18 protein-coding genes are annotated in these 16,456 nt (G+C 70.2%); 6 read left to right on the forward strand and 12 right to left on the reverse strand.

What is annotated here, in order from left to right; genetic code table 11:
* Positions 1–37: 37 nt before the first annotated feature.
* Positions 38–1,207: a zinc-dependent alcohol dehydrogenase gene (locus ALA01S_RS10335; protein ID WP_066335635.1), complete on the reverse strand. Its 1,170-nt coding sequence runs from the start codon at positions 1,205–1,207 to the stop codon at positions 38–40.
* Between the two features lie 104 nt (positions 1,208–1,311).
* On the opposite strand from ALA01S_RS10335, the gene xth reads away from it, so the two are divergent.
* Positions 1,312–2,094: an exodeoxyribonuclease III gene (gene xth / locus ALA01S_RS10340; RefSeq protein WP_066335639.1), complete on the forward strand. Its 783-nt coding sequence runs from the start codon at positions 1,312–1,314 to the stop codon at positions 2,092–2,094.
* Positions 2,095–2,148: 54 nt separating this feature from the next.
* Here the strand turns inward: xth and ALA01S_RS10345 are convergent, their stop codons facing one another.
* A complete protein-coding gene (locus ALA01S_RS10345) occupies positions 2,149–2,505 on the reverse strand; it encodes a putative quinol monooxygenase (RefSeq protein ID WP_066335641.1) in 357 nt (118 codons plus the stop codon).
* A gap of 131 nt (positions 2,506–2,636) precedes the next feature.
* The gene (locus ALA01S_RS10350; protein WP_157118884.1) at positions 2,637–3,020 is read right to left on the reverse strand and encodes a hypothetical protein; all 384 of its coding nucleotides are present in this window, start codon (positions 3,018–3,020) and stop codon (positions 2,637–2,639) included.
* 288 nt (positions 3,021–3,308) lie between these two features.
* On the opposite strand from ALA01S_RS10350, the gene ALA01S_RS10355 reads away from it, so the two are divergent.
* A complete protein-coding gene (locus tag ALA01S_RS10355; RefSeq protein WP_066335645.1) occupies positions 3,309–4,361 on the forward strand; it encodes a hypothetical protein in 1,053 nt (350 codons plus the stop codon).
* A gap of 46 nt (positions 4,362–4,407) precedes the next feature.
* On the opposite strand, the gene rng is transcribed toward ALA01S_RS10355, so the two are convergent.
* The 8 genes from rng to ALA01S_RS10395 are packed head-to-tail and all read right to left on the reverse strand — an operon-like array spanning position 4,408 to position 11,501.
* Positions 4,408–5,889 (reverse strand): ribonuclease G, encoded by a 1,482-nt coding sequence (gene rng, locus ALA01S_RS10360; RefSeq protein ID WP_066335651.1) that lies wholly within the window; start codon positions 5,887–5,889, stop codon positions 4,408–4,410.
* Positions 5,890–5,923: 34 nt separating this feature from the next.
* Positions 5,924–6,538 carry a Maf family protein gene (locus ALA01S_RS10365; protein WP_066335654.1) on the reverse strand — a complete coding sequence of 205 codons (615 nt, stop codon included), beginning with the start codon at positions 6,536–6,538 and terminating at the stop codon, positions 5,924–5,926.
* A gap of 53 nt (positions 6,539–6,591) precedes the next feature.
* The gene (gene rlmH, locus ALA01S_RS10370) at positions 6,592–7,062 is read right to left on the reverse strand and encodes a 23S rRNA (pseudouridine(1915)-N(3))-methyltransferase RlmH (protein ID WP_066335658.1); all 471 of its coding nucleotides are present in this window, start codon (positions 7,060–7,062) and stop codon (positions 6,592–6,594) included.
* A gap of 12 nt (positions 7,063–7,074) precedes the next feature.
* Positions 7,075–7,920 carry a ribosome silencing factor gene (gene rsfS, locus ALA01S_RS10375; protein WP_066335660.1) on the reverse strand — a complete coding sequence of 282 codons (846 nt, stop codon included), beginning with the start codon at positions 7,918–7,920 and terminating at the stop codon, positions 7,075–7,077.
* Entirely contained in the window at positions 7,921–8,532 is a 612-nt protein-coding gene (gene nadD / locus ALA01S_RS10380; protein ID WP_238455759.1) for a nicotinate-nucleotide adenylyltransferase, read from the reverse strand.
* Positions 8,529–9,482: an oxygen-dependent coproporphyrinogen oxidase gene (gene hemF, locus ALA01S_RS10385; RefSeq protein WP_157118885.1), complete on the reverse strand. Its 954-nt coding sequence runs from the start codon at positions 9,480–9,482 to the stop codon at positions 8,529–8,531. Before hemF ends, nadD begins: the two co-directional genes overlap by 4 nt.
* 4 nt (positions 9,483–9,486) lie before the next feature.
* Positions 9,487–10,773: a phosphoribosylamine--glycine ligase gene (purD, locus tag ALA01S_RS10390; protein WP_066335668.1), complete on the reverse strand. Its 1,287-nt coding sequence runs from the start codon at positions 10,771–10,773 to the stop codon at positions 9,487–9,489.
* Positions 10,770–11,501, reverse strand: coding sequence for a YebC/PmpR family DNA-binding transcriptional regulator (locus ALA01S_RS10395; RefSeq protein WP_066335672.1), 732 nt, complete (start codon positions 11,499–11,501; stop codon positions 10,770–10,772). The genes purD and ALA01S_RS10395 overlap by 4 nt, the downstream gene beginning before the upstream one ends.
* 110 nt (positions 11,502–11,611) lie before the next feature.
* Between ALA01S_RS10395 and ALA01S_RS10400 the strand changes: the two genes are divergently transcribed.
* Complete coding sequence (locus tag ALA01S_RS10400; protein ID WP_066335674.1) at positions 11,612–13,117, forward strand: helicase HerA-like domain-containing protein; 1,506 nt, start codon at positions 11,612–11,614, stop codon at positions 13,115–13,117.
* Positions 13,118–13,181: 64 nt separating this feature from the next.
* On the opposite strand, the gene ALA01S_RS10405 is transcribed toward ALA01S_RS10400, so the two are convergent.
* The gene (locus ALA01S_RS10405) at positions 13,182–13,634 is read right to left on the reverse strand and encodes a hypothetical protein (protein WP_066335678.1); all 453 of its coding nucleotides are present in this window, start codon (positions 13,632–13,634) and stop codon (positions 13,182–13,184) included.
* Positions 13,635–13,787: 153 nt separating this feature from the next.
* On the opposite strand from ALA01S_RS10405, the gene ALA01S_RS10410 reads away from it, so the two are divergent.
* From ALA01S_RS10410 to ALA01S_RS10420, 3 genes are all read left to right on the forward strand, one after another.
* Entirely contained in the window at positions 13,788–15,593 is a 1,806-nt protein-coding gene (locus ALA01S_RS10410) for a glutamine--tRNA ligase/YqeY domain fusion protein (RefSeq protein ID WP_066335679.1), read from the forward strand.
* A gap of 144 nt (positions 15,594–15,737) precedes the next feature.
* Positions 15,738–15,989 (forward strand): hypothetical protein, encoded by a 252-nt coding sequence (locus ALA01S_RS10415; RefSeq protein WP_066335686.1) that lies wholly within the window; start codon positions 15,738–15,740, stop codon positions 15,987–15,989.
* A 66-nt stretch (positions 15,990–16,055) separates the two neighbouring features.
* Complete coding sequence (locus ALA01S_RS10420; protein ID WP_066335689.1) at positions 16,056–16,451, forward strand: YchJ family protein; 396 nt, start codon at positions 16,056–16,058, stop codon at positions 16,449–16,451.
* The last annotated feature ends 5 nt before the right edge of the window (positions 16,452–16,456 follow it).

Raw genomic sequence — 16,456 nt, forward strand, 5'->3', positions numbered from 1 at the left:
CTCCTGCTGAGGGGGTCCGTTGGGCCGTCCGCGGGGGTCAGGGCTTGAGGACCACCTTGATGCAGCCGTCCTGCTTGTCGCGGAACGTGGTGTACATCTCGGGGCCCTGCTCCAGGCCGACGGTGTGGGTGATGACGAAGGACGGGTCGATCTGCCCTTCCTCTATGCGGTGGAGCAAGTCTTCGGCCCAACGGTTGACGTGCGTCTGGCCGGTGCGCACGGTCAGGCCCTTGTTCATGAGCGCGCCGAAGGGAATCTTGTCCAGCAGCCCGCCGTAGACGCCGGGAATGGAGAGCACGCCCGCGGGGCGGCAGACGTAGATCATTTCGCGCAGCACGTGGGCGCGGTCGGTTTCCAGCATCAGCGCCTGCTTGGCGCGGTCGTACATGGAGTCGATGGAGCGCGTGGCGTGGGCCTCCATGCCCACGGCGTCTATGCATTTCTCCGGGCCCTTGCCCTGGGTGAGCTCGGCCAGGCGCTCCAGCACGCTCTCGTTGTCGAAGTCGATGGTGATGGCGCCGCCCGCGCGCGCCATGGCCAGCCGCTCGGGCACGTGGTCGATGCACACCACCTGCTTGGCACCCAGCAGCAGCGCGCTGCGGATGGCGAACTGGCCCACGGGGCCGGCGCCCCAGATGGCCACGGTGTCGGTGGGCTGGATGTCGCACTGCACGGCGGCCTGCCAGCCGGTGGGGAAGATGTCGCCCAGGAAGAGCACCTGCTCGTCGGTGAGGCCGTTGGGCACCTTCACGGGCGCGACGTCGGCAAAGGGCACGCGCACGTACTCGGCCTGGCCGCCGGCGTAGCCGCCGGTGAGGTGCGTGTAGCCGAAGAGGCCGGCCGTGGTGTGGCCGAAGAGCTTGTCGGCCACGTCCTTGTTGCGGTTGGAGCGCTCGCAGACGGAGAAATTGCCGCGCCGGCACTGGTCGCACTCGCCGCAGCAGATGGTGAAGGGCACGACCACGCGGTCGCCGACCTTGAGCTTCTTGTTGTCGCGGCCGACCTCGACGACCTCGCCCATGAACTCGTGGCCGACGATGTCGCCCTTCATCATCCCGGGCATGAAGCCGTCGAAGAGGTGCAGGTCCGAGCCGCAGATGGCGCAGGAGCTGACCTTGATGATGGCGTCGCGCCCGTCCTCGATCTTGGGGTCGGGGACGTTGTCGCAGCGGATGTCTTTCTTGCCGTGGTAGCACAGGGCTCGCATGGGGTCAGTCCTTTCGCGCTTGGGCTTCTGGCGGTGTGGACTGGGCGGCAATACGTGTTCCCGTGGTGGGTTAGGCTTGCCGCCCTCGCAAGCCCTGCCCGCCCATGAAACTCGCCACCTGGAACGTCAATTCCCTCTCCGTGCGCCTGCCGCAACTGCTGGACTGGTTAGCGGCCAACCCCGTGGACGCCATCGCGCTGCAGGAAACCAAGCTCACGGACGACAAGTTCCCCCACGAGGCGCTGCAGGAGGCTGGCTACCACGCGCACTGGTTCGGCCAGCGCACCTACAACGGCGTGGCCCTGCTCTCGCGCCAGCCCGCCACCGACGTGCAGCGCAATATCCCGGGCTTCGACGATCCACAGGCCCGGGTGGTCACGGCCTCCCTGCCCTGCGCCGACGGCCAGCCGCTGCGCTTCATCGGGGCCTACTTTCCCAACGGCCAGGCACCGGGCAGTGAAAAATTCGCCTACAAGATGGCGTGGCTGGAGGCGCTGCGCGAGTGGCTCAAGGATCAGTTGGCCCAATACCCGCGGCTGGTGTTGGGCGGCGACTTCAACATCGCCCCCGAGGACCGCGACGTGCACGACCCCGTCGCCTGGGCCGGGCAGATCCACTGCACGCCTGAGGAGCGTGCGCACTTCCAGGCGCTGGCGGGTTTGGGGCTGTCGGACGCCTTCCGCCTCTTCGAGCAGCCGCCGCGGCTGTGGAGCTGGTGGGACTACCGCAACCTGGCCTTCCGCAAGAACCAGGGACTGCGCATCGATCACCTGCTGGTGAGCGACGCGCTGAAGCCGCTGGTGCGCGGCTGCCATATCGACAAGCTGCCGCGCAAGAACGAGCGGCCCAGCGACCACGCGCCGGTGGTGGTGGAGCTGGCGTGCTGATCGGGGGTGCGGCCCGCCGCACGGGGCCGCAAGAAGGAGCGCGCGGGGGGCGCCTCAGCGCCTGAACCCGCCTTCCACCGTGAAGAAGGCCGGGTTGAGCTTGGCCAGCGGGCCGCGCAGCTTTTCCAGCTCGGCGGCCGGCGCGTGCACTTCCAGCCGCGTGATGTCGGCCACCTTCAGCGCCTCCTGCAGCACCGAGCCGACGTTGTCCAGGTGGTGCAGCAGCGCGGCGGCGTCCACGTAGCCCTCGCGGCAGTGCACCTCGTCGCCGTTGAAGCTGAAGGCGTAGTGCAGGCAGCCGGGCTCGGTGAGGGTCTTTTCCTCGAAGCTGGGGCCCAGGCGCTTGAAGTCGTCCATGCGCCCCTCGTGGACCTTGAAATACGGCACCAGGGTGCAGCAGGTGTCGGCCATGGTTGTCGTCTCCTGAAAATGTGAATGCGTTGATGGCGGCGCCGCCAAGCGCCGCCGGGGCATTGTGAGTCAGCCGCCCGCCACGGCGAGCCCGTGCATTGCCGCATTCACAAGACCGCTGGCCGGCAGCCTCAGCGGCGGATGCGGCAAATGGCCGTGACCACGGGCGTCACGCGCTGGCCGCTGGCGTTGACCAGCCAGCCGCGCACGCGCCCGTCCTGGATGAAGCCCGGCGATATGGCGGTGGCGCCTTCGGCGATGTCGGCGGGGCGGCTGTCGAAGTCGAACTCCACCTCGTCGCCCACGGTGTGCTCGAAGGGGCTGCGCGCGGTGCCGGCGCCGGAGGTGACGACGGCCCGGTAGTTGCCGTCGGCCAGGTTGTTGCCGTCCACCGAGACCTTGGAGCGGCTGCTGCGCTTCTCGCAGGCCACGCTGACGTCGGCGGCTTGGGCGGCTACCGCGGTGAAGGCGAACACGGCCACAGCGGCTGCAAGACCCAGGGAACGGATGCTCATGGGGAACTCCTGTGATGCAAGACATTAGGCGCGCCGGTCCGGCGCCACCGCCATCCCTTGCGCAACGCCCATGCCAAAGCGCTTCCCAGGGGAACGCGCCGTGCGCGGTGCGCCACTGGGCCATTTGCCCCACCCGGGACGGTCAAATCCCCCAGGCAGGCCAGCTCCTGAGCGCTTTGCCCAGCCCGCTGCGCCGCCGCTTGCGGCGCGGCGGCACGCCGGTTGCACCCCTTGCGGCCCAAGCTCCGCGCTTGCGCGGGACCCCATGACGACGAGGAGGCCCACCCCATGGACATGCGCCAGCTCCAAGGTTTCACCCTGCCCGGCCTGGGCACCGTGCAGGCCCTGCAGGCCGAAGTCGTTGAGCTCTCCGGCCTGGCGCTGCGCGACGGCGCCTGGCGCTTGGGCCGGCTGCTGCTGCGCGGCGTGGAGCTGCGCACCCCGGCGCTGGCTTTGCGCGCGGCGCAGGTGCTGCTGCGCGGGCTCAGCGTGGTGCCGGCGCCGCCGGGCGATGCGGCCGCCCAACCACTGCGCGCCCTGAGCCTGGACGCGCTGGAGGTGCAGGACGCGCAACTGGAGCTGGCCCGCGCGCCCTCGCCCGCCGCGGCCGGCGAGCAGGCGCAGTGGCAACTGGACGCGCTCGCGGGCCTGGACGGCCGCCTGCAGATGCACATCGACGACGCGGCCTGGATCGTCGACGCCGAGGTGGGCGTGGCCATCCAGGGCGGGCGCATCGACTTCAACCGCATGTCCGTGGAGCACATCGGCCCGGACTCGCCCATGGGCGTGAGCCACATGGGCATCTACGCCGACAGCCCAGCGGGGCGCGACTACCTCTACCAGTTCACGCTGCCGCACGTGCCGGGCGTGCGCTTCGAGCAGCGCGGCTCGCTCTTCGGCGCGCGGGTGACGGACCGGGGCTCGCTGGAGCTCCAACCCTTCGTGGAAAGCCTGCTGCACAACGCCGGCTGCGGCACGCCGCAGGGACGCCCCGGGCGCAACGCGGCGCCTGCCCTGCAGCGCACGCGCGTGAGCGGCGAGCTGAGCCTGGGCGACGGCGTGATGGGCACGCGCACGCAGCAGGTGGAACTGGCGGGACGGGCGCAGGGGCGCAACCGGGTGGGCCTCTCGGCGGCGTCCCTGGGCCGGCAGATCGTGCTGCGGCTGCCGGACCTGTGGGCCGCGCGGGCCCTGTTCTCACTGGCCGGGCTGCAAGGGGGCAGCGGCGCGATCACGGGCACGGTGAGCGTGACGGCCAGCGCGCCGGGCAACGGGCCGGCGCTGCGGCTGGCGGCGGAACGGCTGAGCGTGGAGGCGGTGCGCCTAGACAGCGGCGCATGAAGGCACGTAAAGGCGCGCTGCCACCGCCTGCGCGGTGGCGCCGCGCCTACAGCAGCACGATGTCGTACTGCTCCGGGTTCATGGTCGGCTCGGCCGACAGCGAGATGGGCTTGCCGATGAACTCCGACAGGCCCGCGAGGTGCGGGCTTTCCTCGTCCAGCAGCATTTCCACCACGGCGGCGCTGGCCACGACGCGGAATTCCTTGGGATTGAACTGCCGCGCCTCGCGCAGGATCTCGCGCAGCACGTCGTAGCAGACGCTGCGCGCGGTTTTCACCTGGCCGCGGCCGCCGCAGGTCGGACAGGGCTCGCACAGCATGTGCGCCAGCGACTCGCGGGTGCGCTTGCGCGTCATCTCCACCAGGCCCAACTGCGTGAAGCCGCTCACCGTCGTCTTGGTGCGGTCGCGGCCGAGCTGCTTGCGGAACTCGCCCAGCACGGCGCTCTGGTGCTCGTCGCGCGCCATGTCGATGAAGTCCACGATGATGATGCCGCCCAAGTTGCGCAGCCGCAGTTGCCGCGCGATGGCGCCGGCCGCTTCGAGGTTGGTCTTGAAGATGGTGTCGTCGAAGTTGCGCGCACCGACGAAGCCGCCGGTGTTGACGTCGATCGTGGTCAGCGCCTCGGTCTGGTCGATGATGAGGTAACCACCGCTCTTCAGGTCCACCCGGCGCGCCAGCGCGCGCTCGATCTCGGTGTCGATGTTGTAGAGATCGAAGATGGGCCGCTCGCCCTTGTAGAGCTCCAGCTTGCCCACGGCGCCGGGGGTGAACTCCTGGCCGAACGCCTTGAGGTGATCGAACTGCAGCCGCGAGTCGATGCGTATGGAGGCGGTCTGCTCGTTGCTGAGGTCGCGCAGCACGCGCTCGGCGAGGTTGAGGTCCTGGTGCAGCAGCGTGCCCGGCGGCACGCTGAAGGCGCGCTCGCGGATGGTGGCCCAGGTCTTGCGGCCGTAGGCGATGTCGTCGGCCAGCTCGGCGTCGGTGGCGTCCTCGGCGTTGGTGCGCAGGATGAAGCCGCCCCCGCCGCCCGTCTCGCGCGTGCCCACCAGGGCCTGCATGCGCTGGCGCAGTTGCTCGCGCAGCTCGTGGGAGCCGATCTTTTGCGAGATGCCGATGTGGTCGTCCTGCGGCAGGTGCACGAGCAACCGCCCGGCGATGCTGATCTGCGTGGACAGCCGCGCGCCCTTGGTGCCTATGGGGTCCTTGATGACCTGCACCATCAGGCTCTGGCCTTCGAACACCTGGCGCTCTATGGGCACGGGCGTGTGGCCATTGCCGTTGCCGCCAGGCTCGAAGCGGCTGTGGCCGACGAGGTCGGCCACGTGCAGGAAGGCGGCGCGCTCCAGGCCTATGTCTATGAAGGCGCTTTGCATGCCCGGGAGCACGCGCGCGACCTTGCCGAGATAGATGTTGCCCACCAGGCCGCGCTCCAGCGCGCGCTCGATGTGCAGTTCCTGTACCGCGCCGTTTTCGACGATGGCGACCCGCGTCTCCTGCGGGGCCCAGTTGATGAGAATGTCTTGCATGCGCTGCAGCCTCTGACTGCCGCAGCGCGCGGTCTCAGAAACGCACGTGCGCTTGCCGCAGCAGCATGGCCGTCTCGTGGAGGGGCAAACCCATGATACCGGAGTAGCTCCCTTCGACATGGGCGACGAAGGCGGCGATGCGGCCTTGTATGCCGTAGGCGCCGGCCTTGCCGAAGGGCTCGCCGCTGGCGATGTAGGCGTCGATGTCGCTCTCGCGCATGCCTTCCAGGCGGACGCGCGACACGCTCAGCGCGTGCAGCACCCGGTTGCCTTCGCAGGCCACCGCCACGGCGGTGAGCACGCGGTGCGTGTGGCCGCACAGCGCGCGCAGCATGGTGCGGGCCTCGGCCTCGTCGGCGGGCTTGCCCAGGATGCGCTTGCCCAGCGCCACGGTGGTGTCGGCAACCAGCACGGGCACGGCAGGCAGCTCCAGGCGCGCGCGGCGCGCCACGGCCGCATCGAGCTTGGCGCGGGTCACGCGCTGCACGTAGGCGTCGGGCGTCTCGCCCTCGAGCACGGCTTCCAGCGCCTCGGCGTCCTCGTGCGCCTCCGGCAGCAGCAGTTCATGTGCAACCCCGATCTGCTCCAGCAACTGGCGCCGGCGCGGGCTCTGGGAGGCGAGCAGGATGGATTCGTGTGAGATGGTCATGTGCAGAGGTCTGCGCACCGGCGGCCGCCAGGGCACGCCGGTACGCGTAAGGGTCATTCCCGGTGGTACGGGTGGTTCACCGTCAGCGACCAGGCCCGGTAGAGGCCTTCGGCCAGCAGGATGCGGACGAAGGCATGGGGCAAGGTCAGCTCGGACAGGCGCAGGGTCTCGTCGCCGGTGGCTTTGAGCGCGGGGTCCAGCCCGTCGGGGCCGCCGATGAGGAAGGCCACGTCGCGGCCGTCGCCCATCCAGAAGCGCAGCCGATCGGCCAGCGCGGCGGTGGTCTGCCGCGTGCCGCGCTCGTCCAGCACCACGCGCCGCGCCCCCTTGGGGATGGCGGCTTCGATGCGCTGCGCCTCGGCCGCCATCAGCGCCGCCGCCGGCTTGCCGGTGGTGCGCGGTTCGGCCTTGAGCGCCTTGAGCTCCAGCCGCAGCTCCGGCGGGAAGCGCTTGGCGAAGTCGTCATAAGCCGCCTCGGCCCACGCCGGCTGGCGCTGGCCTATGGCGGCGATCACCAGCCGCACGGCTCAAGCCGCTCAGCCGCGGCTGGCCTTGGCGGCCTTGCGGGCCGGCGCGGCCTTCTTGGCTGCAGGCGCCTTCTTGGCAGCCACGGCCCGCTTGGCCGGCGCAGCGGCGACGCGGGTCGCCGTCTTCTTGGCTGCGGGCTTCTTGGGCGGGGCGTTGACCACCACGCGCTGCTCCGGCGCGGCCACAGCCGTGGCGGTCTTGCGCGCGGCCGTCTTCACGCCGGCGGTGCGGGTGACGGCGGCCTTCCTGGCCGGCGCCTTCTTGGCAGCAGCCTTCTTGGCAGGTGCGGCCTTGGCCGTCGTCGCCGTGGAGGCCTTGGTCGCCGTGGTCTTGGCCGTGGCCTTCTTGGCGGCGGCCTTCTTGGCCGGGGCCTTGGTGCCTGCGGTCTTCTTGACCGCCGCGCCCAGCGCCGCCTTGCCGGCCGCGGAACGGGCGGTGCGGGCGGCCGGCGCGGCGTCTTCCTCGTCCTCATCGTCCGCGGACGAGGCCTTGGGCAGGCCCTTGGCCGGGCCGCCCAGCTTGATCTTCACCGGCTTCTCACCCCAGATTTCCTCGAGGTGGTAGTAGTCGCGGATGGCGGGCTGCATGATGTGGGCGACGGCGGCGCCGCAGTCCACGATGATCCATTCGCCGTTGTCCTCGCCTTCGGTGCGCATGACGTCCAGGCCGCGGGACTTGACGGTCTCGCGCACGCTGGCGGCCAGCGCCTTGGTCTGGCGGTTGCTGGTGCCCGACGCAATGATCACGCGCTCGAAAAGCGGTGAGAGGTGCTCGGTGTTGAAGACCACGATGTTCACGGCCTTCACGTCTTCGAGGCCATCGACGATGGCGCGTTGCAGCTTGCGGATGTCCATTCAGCTCCCAAGGTCCGCCCGGTACAGGGCGTTCTGGTCAATATAGGCCGCGACCTCGGGGCCCACCAGCGAGGAGATTTCCTCGCCTTGGGCCGCGCGGGCGCGGATGTCGGTCGATGACACCGCCATGGGCGGCAGTGCCAGGATTTCAATGTCGTGAGGCGCGGCAGCCACTGGCGGCGGCGCCTGGGGTGCCTCGCCGGCACGGCCGGCCACGGCCAGCGTGGCCAAGCGCAGCAGCGCCCGCCAGTCGTGCCAGGTGTGCAGCCGGGCGTACTGGTCCTGTCCGACCACGAAAAACAGCCTGGCTTGAGGCTGCTCGCCGTGGATGTCGCGCACGGTGTCCACGCTGTAGCTGGGCCCGGCGCGGTGCAGCTCGCGCTCGTCGATCACGATGCCCGGCTCGCCCCGCGTGAGCAGCCTGAGCATGGCCACGCGGTGTGCCGCGGCCACGGGCGCGCGCTTGCCGGAGGCAAGCTTCTGCCAGGGCTGGCCCGCGGGCAGCAGGCGCAGCTCGTCCAGCCGCAGCTCCTCGCGCGCCTGGCGGGCCAGCGCCAGGTGCGCCAGGTGCGGCGGGTCGAAAGTCCCGCCCAACAGGCCGATGCGCTTCACTCGCTGAGCCAGTCGCGCGGGCGCAGGAAGTCGCTGTAGAGCCGCGCCTCGGCGCTGCCCGGTTGCGGATGCCAGTCATAGCGCCACTTCACCAGCGGCGGCATGGACATGAGGATGCTCTCGGTGCGGCCGCCGGACTGCAGGCCGAACAGCGTGCCGCGGTCGAAGACGAGGTTGAACTCGACGTAGCGGCCGCGCCGGTAGGCCTGGAAGTCGCGCTCTGGCTCACCGTAGGGCAGCTCGCGGCGGCGCTCCACGATGGGCAGGTAGGCCGGCAGGAAGGCATCGCCCACGGACTGCACCATCTCGAAGCTGCGCTGCGGGCCCAGCTCGCAGAAGTCGTCGAAGAAGATGCCGCCCACGCCGCGCGGCTCGTTGCGGTGCTTGAGGAAGAAGTACTCGTCGCACCACTGCTTGAAGCGCGGGTGCAGCGCCTCGCCATAGGGCGCCAGCGACTCGGCACAGGTGCGGTGGAAGTGGCGCGCGTCTTCCTCGAAGCCGTAGTAGGGCGTGAGGTCCATGCCGCCGCCGAACCACAACACGGGCGCGCGGCCGTCCTGCGGCTGCGCGGCGAACATGCGCACGTTCATGTGCACCGTGGGCACCAGCGGGTTGCGCGGATGCAGCACCAGCGACACGCCCATGGCCTCGAAGCTGGCGCCGGCCAGCTCCGGCCGGTGCTGCGTGGCCGAGGGCGGCAGCGCGCGGCCCTTGACGTGCGAGAAGTTGCAGCCGCCGCGCTCCAGCAGCTTGCCCTCCTCCACCAGGCGCGACAGGCCGTCGCCTTCCAGCCGGCCGCCGGGCTCGCGCGTCCAGCCGTCGCTGCGGAAGGGCGTGCCGTCCGCCGCTTCCAGCGCCGAGACGATGCGCTGCTGCAGGTCCAGCAGCCAGCCGCGCACGGCGCTGGTGTCCAAGGGCTGCTGATCGCCGCCGGTGCTGCCGCTGCTCATGGCTTCAGCGCTGCTTGATGGCACGGTAGCCGATGTCCTTGCGGAACTGGGCCCCGTCGAACTGCACGCCGGCGAGCACGTCGTAGGCGCGCTGCTGGGCCTGCTTGGCCGATTCGCCCAGGGCAGTGACGCACAGCACGCGGCCGCCGCTGGTGACCACGCCCTGGTCGGTGGGCGTGGTGCCGGCGTGGAAGACCATGGCGTCTTCGGCCTGCGTGGTGGGCAGGCCCAGGATGAGGTCACCCTTGCGCGGATTCATCGGGTAGCCGGCAGCGGCCATGACCACGCCCAGCGCGAAGCGGCGATCCCACTGCAGCTCGACCTTGTTGAGCGTGCCGTCGGTGGCGGCGAGCAGCACGTCCAGCAGGTCGCTCTTGAGCCGCATCATGATGGGCTGCGTCTCGGGGTCGCCCATGCGGGTGTTGAACTCCAGCGTCTTGACCTGGCCCTCGGGGCTGATCATCAGCCCGGCGTAGAGGAAGCCCGTGAAGGGCCGGCCCTCGCGCGCCATGCCGGCGATGGTGGGCAGGATGATTTCGTGCATGGCGCGCGCATGCACGTTGGGCGTGACCACGGGCGCGGGCGAGTAGGCGCCCATGCCGCCGGTGTTGGGGCCCTGGTCGGCGTCCAGCAGCCGCTTGTGGTCCTGGCTGGTGGCCAGGGGCAGCACGTGGTGGCCGTCGCACAGGACGATGAAGCTGGCTTCCTCGCCCTGCAGGAACTCCTCGATCACCACGCGGGCGCCGCCGGCGTTGTGCTGCACGCCCAGCTCGTTGCCTTCGAGCATGAAGTCGATGGCCTGGTGCGCCTCTTCCACCGTCATGGCCACGACCACGCCCTTGCCCGCGGCCAGGCCGTCGGCCTTGACCACGATGGGCGCGCCCATCTTGTCCACGTAGGCGTGGGCGGCGGCGGGGTCGCTGAAGCTGTCATACGCCGCCGTGGGGATGGCGTGGCGCTTCATGAAGTCCTTGGCGAACGCCTTGGAGCTCTCCAGCTGCGCGGCGGCCTTGGTGGGGCCGAAGATGCGCAGGTGGCGCTGGCGGAACACGTCCACCACGCCGGCGGCCAGCGGGGCTTCGGGGCCCACCACCGTCAGCGCGATCTTCTCGGCCTGGGCGAAGTCGGCCAGCGCGTTGACGTCGGTGATGGCGAGGTTGTGCAGCCGCGCATCGGTGCCCGTGCCGCCGTTGCCCGGGGCCACGAAGACCTGATTGACGCGCGGCGACTGCGCCAGCTTCCAGGCCAGCGCGTGTTCGCGCCCGCCGCTGCCTATGACCAGAACCTTCATGCCTGTTCCTCGAGCTCGGCGTTGTGGAAAACGGCCTGGGTGTCGTCCAGGTCCTCCAGCACGTCCAGCAGCTTTTGCATGCGCTGGGCGTCCTCGCCGGCCAGAGCGATGGTGTTTTCGGCGCGCATGGTGACTTCGGCCACCTCGGCGTTGAAGCCGGCGGCCGACAGGGCTTCCTTGACGGACTCGAAGTCGCCGGGGGCGGTGAGCACCTCGATGGAGCCGTCCTCGCCGGTGATGACGTCCTCGGCCCCGGCTTCCAGCGCGGCTTCCATGAGCGTGTCCTCATTGGTGCCGGGCGCGAACAGCAGTTGGCCGCAATGCTTGAACTGGAAGGCCACGGAGCCCTCGGTGCCCAGGTTGCCGCCGTACTTGCTGAAGGCGTGGCGCACTTCGGCCACGGTGCGCACGCGGTTGTCGGTCATGCAGTCCACGATGATGGCCGCGCCGCCGATGCCGTAGCCCTCGTAGCGGATTTCCTCGTAGCTCACGCCCTCGAGGTTGCCGGTGGCCTTGTCGACGTTGCGCTTGATGGTGTCGGCAGGCATGTTGGCGGCCTTGGCCTTGTCGATGGCCAGGCGCAGTCGCGGGTTGGCCGTGACATCGCCGCCGCCCTGCCGTGCGGCGACCATGATTTCGCGGATGACGCGCGTCCAGACTTTGCCGCGCTTTTCGTCCTGGCGGCCTTTACGGTGCTGGATATTGGCCCATTTGGAATGTCCGGCCATAGTGGCTGCTCCTCGCCGGCCCGGGGGGCGTTCGGCTCTTGTGCTTGGTTAGACTGCCGGCGATTTTACCGGTCGCCCCCGTCACGCCCTTTCGAAGGAGCCCGCACGCCATGGCTGATCCGATACTGATCGCACGACACGGCAAGTTGGAAGCCTGCCTTTTGCCCGCTTTGGCCAACCGCCACGGCCTGGTGACCGGGGCCACGGGCACCGGCAAGACCGTCACGCTGCAGCGCCTGGCCGAAGGCTTCAGCCGCATCGGCGTGCCGGTGTTCATGGCCGACGTGAAGGGCGACCTCACGGGCATCAGCCAGCGCGGCGAGCCCTCGCCCAAGCTGGCCGCCGCGCTGCAGCAGCGCGGGCTGGATTTGCCTGAGCCCCATGCCTGCCCGGCGACGCTGTGGGACGTGTTCGGCACCCAGGGCCACCCGGTGCGCGCCACGGTGAGCGACATGGGCCCGCTGCTTCTCTCGCGCATGCTGGACCTCAACGAGACGCAGGCCGGCGTGATGAGCCTGGTGTTTCGCATCGCCGACGACCACGGCCTGCTGCTGCTGGACCTCAAGGACCTGCGCGCCATGCTCACGCACGTGGGCGAGAACGCCCGCGAGTTCACCACCAGCTACGGCAACGTCAGCGCCGCCAGCGTCGGCGCCATACAGCGCGCGCTGCTGCAAGTCGAGCAGCAAGGCGGTGACCAGTTCTTCGGCGAGCCCATGCTGGACATCGCCGACCTCATGCAGACGGTCAGCGGCCAGGGCGTGGTCAACATCCTCGCCGCGGACAAGCTGCTGCAGGCGCCGCGCGTGTACGCCACTTTCCTGCTGTGGATGCTGTCGGAGCTGTTCGAGGCGCTGCCGGAGGTGGGCGACCTGGACAAGCCCAAGCTGGTCTTCTTTTTCGACGAGGCGCACCTGCTGTTCAAGGACGCGCCCGCGGTGCTGGTGGAGCGCATCGAGCTGGTCGTGCGCCTGGTGCGCTCCAAGGGCGTGGGCGTGTATTTCGTCACGCAAAACCCGGCGGATTTGCCCGACAGCGTGCTGGCGCAGCTGGGCAACCGGGTGCAGCACGCGCTGCGGGCGTTCACGCCGCGCGACCAGAAGGCCGTGCGCGCCGCGGCGCAGACCATGCGGCCCAACCCGGGGCTGGACATCGAGGCCGCCATCACCGAGCTGGCCGTGGGCGAGGCGCTGGTGAGCCTGCTGGACGAGCACGGGCGCCCAAGCGTCACGCAGCGCGTGTTCGTCCAGCCGCCGGGCAGCCAACTTGGCCCCATCACGCCGCAGCAGCGCCAGGCGCTGCTGGAAGGCTCGCTGGTGGCCGGCGTGTACGAGCAGGCGGTGGATCGCGAATCGGCCTACGAGCAGCTGCGCGCGCGGGTGCCGGGCGCCTCTGGCCCGGCCGGTGCCGCCAGCCCTGCGGAAGCCGGCGGCGGGCTGCTGGACGGCCTCAAGGACGTTCTTTTCGGCAGCACCGGACCGCGCGGCGGGCGGCGCGAAGGCTTGGCCGAAGCGGCCGCGCGCAGTGCCATGCGCACGATGGGCTCCACCGTTGGGCGCGAGATCGTGCGCGGCGTGCTGGGCTCGCTGTTGGGCGGCACGCGGCGGCGGCGCTGAACCCGGCAGGCGCCGCTGCGCCGCGAGAGGCGACGGCGCGCTGTCGCCGGCCAGGGATGCAGGCTCAGCGGCGCCAGTGATGGTGGTGGCCGCCCGGCCACACCGGGACGACCACCGGCGCGGCATAGACCACCGGTGCCGCATACACCCCCGGCGGCGCGATGTAGCGCGGCGCGGCCGGCACGTACACCGGCGGCATGGGCGGCCCGTACACGGGCGGCGGCGGGGCGTAGTAGATGGGTGGCGGCGCCACGTAGGCCGGCGGGCGCGGCACGTAAAGCGGCGGCGGCGAGACATAGACCGGCGGCGGCGGCGAATAGCCCACGCCGGGCGGCGCGACGTACACCGGCGCCGGGTGCACGGGCACGTTGGAGATGACGGTGCCCACCGCCACGCCCGGGTTCAACGCATTGACGCCAATGGTCCATTGCACGCCGGCCGCGTGGGCCGGCGCCGCAAGCAAGCCGCCAAGAAACAACACGGCGGCGGTGGAAAAAGTGGGCAGGGATCGCTTCATGGCGGCGTCCTTCGACAAGCAGGCTTTTACAACGCGGCTGCCGGCCCTTCGGTGCACCGCCAATTGTGTCGGCCTGCAAACGCACCCCCTCTATAAAATCCCCGCAACAACCCGCATTGCACCGGCCGCGGGCCGGTCACTTTCCACACCTCCATGTCCGCACCCGAAGCCCCCAAGCCGAGCAACTTCCTGCGCGCCATCATCGAACGCGACCTGGCCGCAGGCACCTATGCCCAACGCCATTGGGCCGGCGGCCCCGGCGACGCCGCGCACCAAGGCAGCGGCGCGCTGGACCCGGCGCGCATCCGCACCCGCTTCCCGCCCGAGCCCAACGGCTACCTGCACGTCGGCCACGCCAAGAGCATCTGCCTGAACTTCGGCCTGGCGCGCGACTACGGCGGCGTCTGCCACATGCGCTTCGACGACACCAACCCGGAGAAGGAAGAGCAGGAGTACGTCGATTCCATCCTCGACGCCGTGCAGTGGCTGGGCTTCGGCTGGGAGGCCAACGGCAGCAGCCACCTGTACTACGCGAGCAACTACTTCGACTTCATGTACCGCGCGGCCGAGGCCCTCATCGAGGCCGGCCACGCCTACGTGGACGAGCAGACGCCGGAGCAGATGCGCGCCAACCGCGGCGACTTCGGCACGCCCGGCACCAACAGCCCCTATCGCGACCGCAGCGCCGAAGAGAACCTCGCGCGCTTTCGCGAAATGCGCGACGGCCGGCACGCCGACGGCGCCATGGTGCTGCGCGCCAAGATCGACATGGCCTCGCCCAACATCAATCTGCGCGACCCGGCCATCTACCGCATCAAGCACGCCACGCACCACAACACGGGCGACCGCTGGTGCATCTACCCGATGTACACCTACGCGCACCCCATTGAGGACGCGCTGGAGAACATCACCCACAGCATCTGCACGCTGGAGTTCGAGGACCAGCGCCCCTTCTACGACTGGGTGCTGGAGCGCCTGGCCGACCTGGGCCTGCTCGCGCGCCCGCTGCCCAAGCAGTACGAGTTCGGCCGGCTCAATCTGACCTACGTGATCACGAGCAAGCGCAAGCTCAAGGCGCTGGTGGATGAAAACATCGTCAACGGCTGGGACGACCCGCGCATGCCCACCATCGTCGGCCTGCGCCGGCGCGGCTACACGGCCGAGGCGCTGCAGCTGTTTGCCGAGCGCATCGGCGTGGCCAAGGACTACAGCTGGATCGACTACGCCACGCTGGAGCAGTCGCTGCGCGACGACCTGGACCCCAAGGCCGCGCGCGGCCTGGCGGTGCTGGACCCGCTCAAGCTCGTCCTGGAGAACTGGGGCGAGGCCCTGGGCGCCGGCCACATCGAGCCCTGCAGCGCGCCCGTGCACCCGGCGCAGCCGGAGCGCGGCCGCCGCGAGTTCGCCATGGGCTCCGAGGTCTGGATCGAGCGCGAAGACTTCGCCATCGATCCGCCCAAGGGCTACCACCGCCTCTACCCGCCCAAGGGCGACGTGGCGGGCGGGCGCGTGCGCCTGAAGTACGGCTACGTCATCGAGTGCACGGGCTTCGAGCAGGACGCCGACGGCCGCGTGACGCTGGTGCGCGCCAAGCTGTTGCCCGACACCAAGAGCGGCACGCCGGGCGCCGACAGCGTGAAGGTCAAGGGCGTGATCGGCTGGGTCGGCGCGCAGCCGGCCGAACAAGGCGGCGGCGTGGCGGCGGAGGTGCGGCTGTACGACCGCCTCTTCACCGAGGCGCAGCCGGATGCCGGCGGGCGCGACTTCAAGGCCAGCCTCAACCCGGAAAGCCTGCGCGTGGTGCAGGCCATGGTGGAGCCCTCGCTGGCGCAGGCCGGTGCGGACGAGCGTTTCCAGTTCGAGCGCCATGGGTACTTCGTCACCGACCGCAAGGACCACGCGGCCGGCCGAGCGGTGTTCAACCGCATCACCGGGCTCAAGGACAGCCGCGGGCGCTGACGGCCTGAAGAATGCGGGCGGGGGCCGCCGCAACGGCTCCTTGCCCGCATTGGAGCCGCATCTGCTGCGGCAGGCGTCGCGCAGCGGCGACAATGGGTACTTGGCGGCTTCCCGTTAGCCGCCCATTCCACAGCAGGAGACCGCATGGCCAAGCCCAATTACGCCTTCGAGAAACGCCAGCGCGACCTGGCCAAGAAGAAAAAGAAGGAAGAGAAGATGGTAGAGCGCAAGGCGCGCAAGGCCGCCGGCGGCCTGGGCGAAGGTGGCGCCGAGGGCGAATCGCTCGCCCCTGAAGGCGACGTGACCGATCCCGGCGACGGCACGGCCGGCGCCTCGGAAATCCAGCGCGACGATCCCACCGGCGCCGCCCCGGCCGCCGGCAGCGACGCCCGCTGACGTTCCAGCATCCCGGGCATCGCCCAGGCGCGGCGGGCCGTTGCTTCACCACACCACCCGCTCGCGATGACGATGCTCCCTGCCGAGCCCTGCCCCTGTGGCAGGGGCTCCTCTTATGCCGGCTGCTGCGGCCGCTGGCATGCCGGCGCGCAATACCTGCAGGCGCCGGATGCGCAGGCGCTCATGCGCTCGCGCTACAGCGCCTTCGTCCTGGGCTTGGTTCCCTACCTGCTGGAGACCTGGCACCCGACGACGCGCCCCGCCGCGCTGGAGCCCAACGAGCCGGGCCTGCGCTGGCTGGGCCTGCAAGTCAAGCGCCACGAGGTGCTGGACGCCGCTCACGCCCTGGTCGAGTTCGTTGCCCGCAGCAAGCTTGGTGGCCGCGCCCACCGCCTGCACGAGATCAGCCGTTTCACTCGCGAGGACGGGCGCTGGTTCTACGTGGACGGCGACCTGCTTTGACACCC

Origin of the sequence: Azohydromonas lata NBRC 102462 (assembly GCF_001571085.1) — a bacterium.
Lineage (GTDB): Bacteria > Pseudomonadota > Gammaproteobacteria > Burkholderiales > Burkholderiaceae_C > Azohydromonas > Azohydromonas lata.

Bases quoted from the DNA above. Each gene is read 5' to 3' on its own strand.
- ALA01S_RS10335 (WP_066335635.1), bottom strand. From the start codon at position 1,207: ATGCGAGCCCTGTGCTACCACGGCAAGAAAGACATCCGCTGCGACAAC.
- xth (WP_066335639.1), top strand. From the start codon at position 1,312: ATGAAACTCGCCACCTGGAACGTCAATTCCCTCTCCGTGCGCCTGCCG.
- ALA01S_RS10345 (WP_066335641.1), bottom strand. From the start codon at position 2,505: ATGGCCGACACCTGCTGCACCCTGGTGCCGTATTTCAAGGTCCACGAG.
- ALA01S_RS10350 (WP_157118884.1), bottom strand. From the start codon at position 3,020: ATGAGCATCCGTTCCCTGGGTCTTGCAGCCGCTGTGGCCGTGTTCGCC.
- ALA01S_RS10355 (WP_066335645.1), top strand. From the start codon at position 3,309: ATGGACATGCGCCAGCTCCAAGGTTTCACCCTGCCCGGCCTGGGCACC.
- rng (WP_066335651.1), bottom strand. From the start codon at position 5,889: ATGCAAGACATTCTCATCAACTGGGCCCCGCAGGAGACGCGGGTCGCC.
- ALA01S_RS10365 (WP_066335654.1), bottom strand. From the start codon at position 6,538: ATGACCATCTCACACGAATCCATCCTGCTCGCCTCCCAGAGCCCGCGC.
- rsfS (WP_066335660.1), bottom strand. From the start codon at position 7,920: ATGGACATCCGCAAGCTGCAACGCGCCATCGTCGATGGCCTCGAAGAC.
- hemF (WP_157118885.1), bottom strand. From the start codon at position 9,482: ATGAGCAGCGGCAGCACCGGCGGCGATCAGCAGCCCTTGGACACCAGC.
- purD (WP_066335668.1), bottom strand. From the start codon at position 10,773: ATGAAGGTTCTGGTCATAGGCAGCGGCGGGCGCGAACACGCGCTGGCC.
- ALA01S_RS10395 (WP_066335672.1), bottom strand. From the start codon at position 11,501: ATGGCCGGACATTCCAAATGGGCCAATATCCAGCACCGTAAAGGCCGC.
- ALA01S_RS10400 (WP_066335674.1), top strand. From the start codon at position 11,612: ATGGCTGATCCGATACTGATCGCACGACACGGCAAGTTGGAAGCCTGC.
- ALA01S_RS10405 (WP_066335678.1), bottom strand. From the start codon at position 13,634: ATGAAGCGATCCCTGCCCACTTTTTCCACCGCCGCCGTGTTGTTTCTT.
- ALA01S_RS10410 (WP_066335679.1), top strand. From the start codon at position 13,788: ATGTCCGCACCCGAAGCCCCCAAGCCGAGCAACTTCCTGCGCGCCATC.
- ALA01S_RS10415 (WP_066335686.1), top strand. From the start codon at position 15,738: ATGGCCAAGCCCAATTACGCCTTCGAGAAACGCCAGCGCGACCTGGCC.
- ALA01S_RS10420 (WP_066335689.1), top strand. From the start codon at position 16,056: ATGACGATGCTCCCTGCCGAGCCCTGCCCCTGTGGCAGGGGCTCCTCT.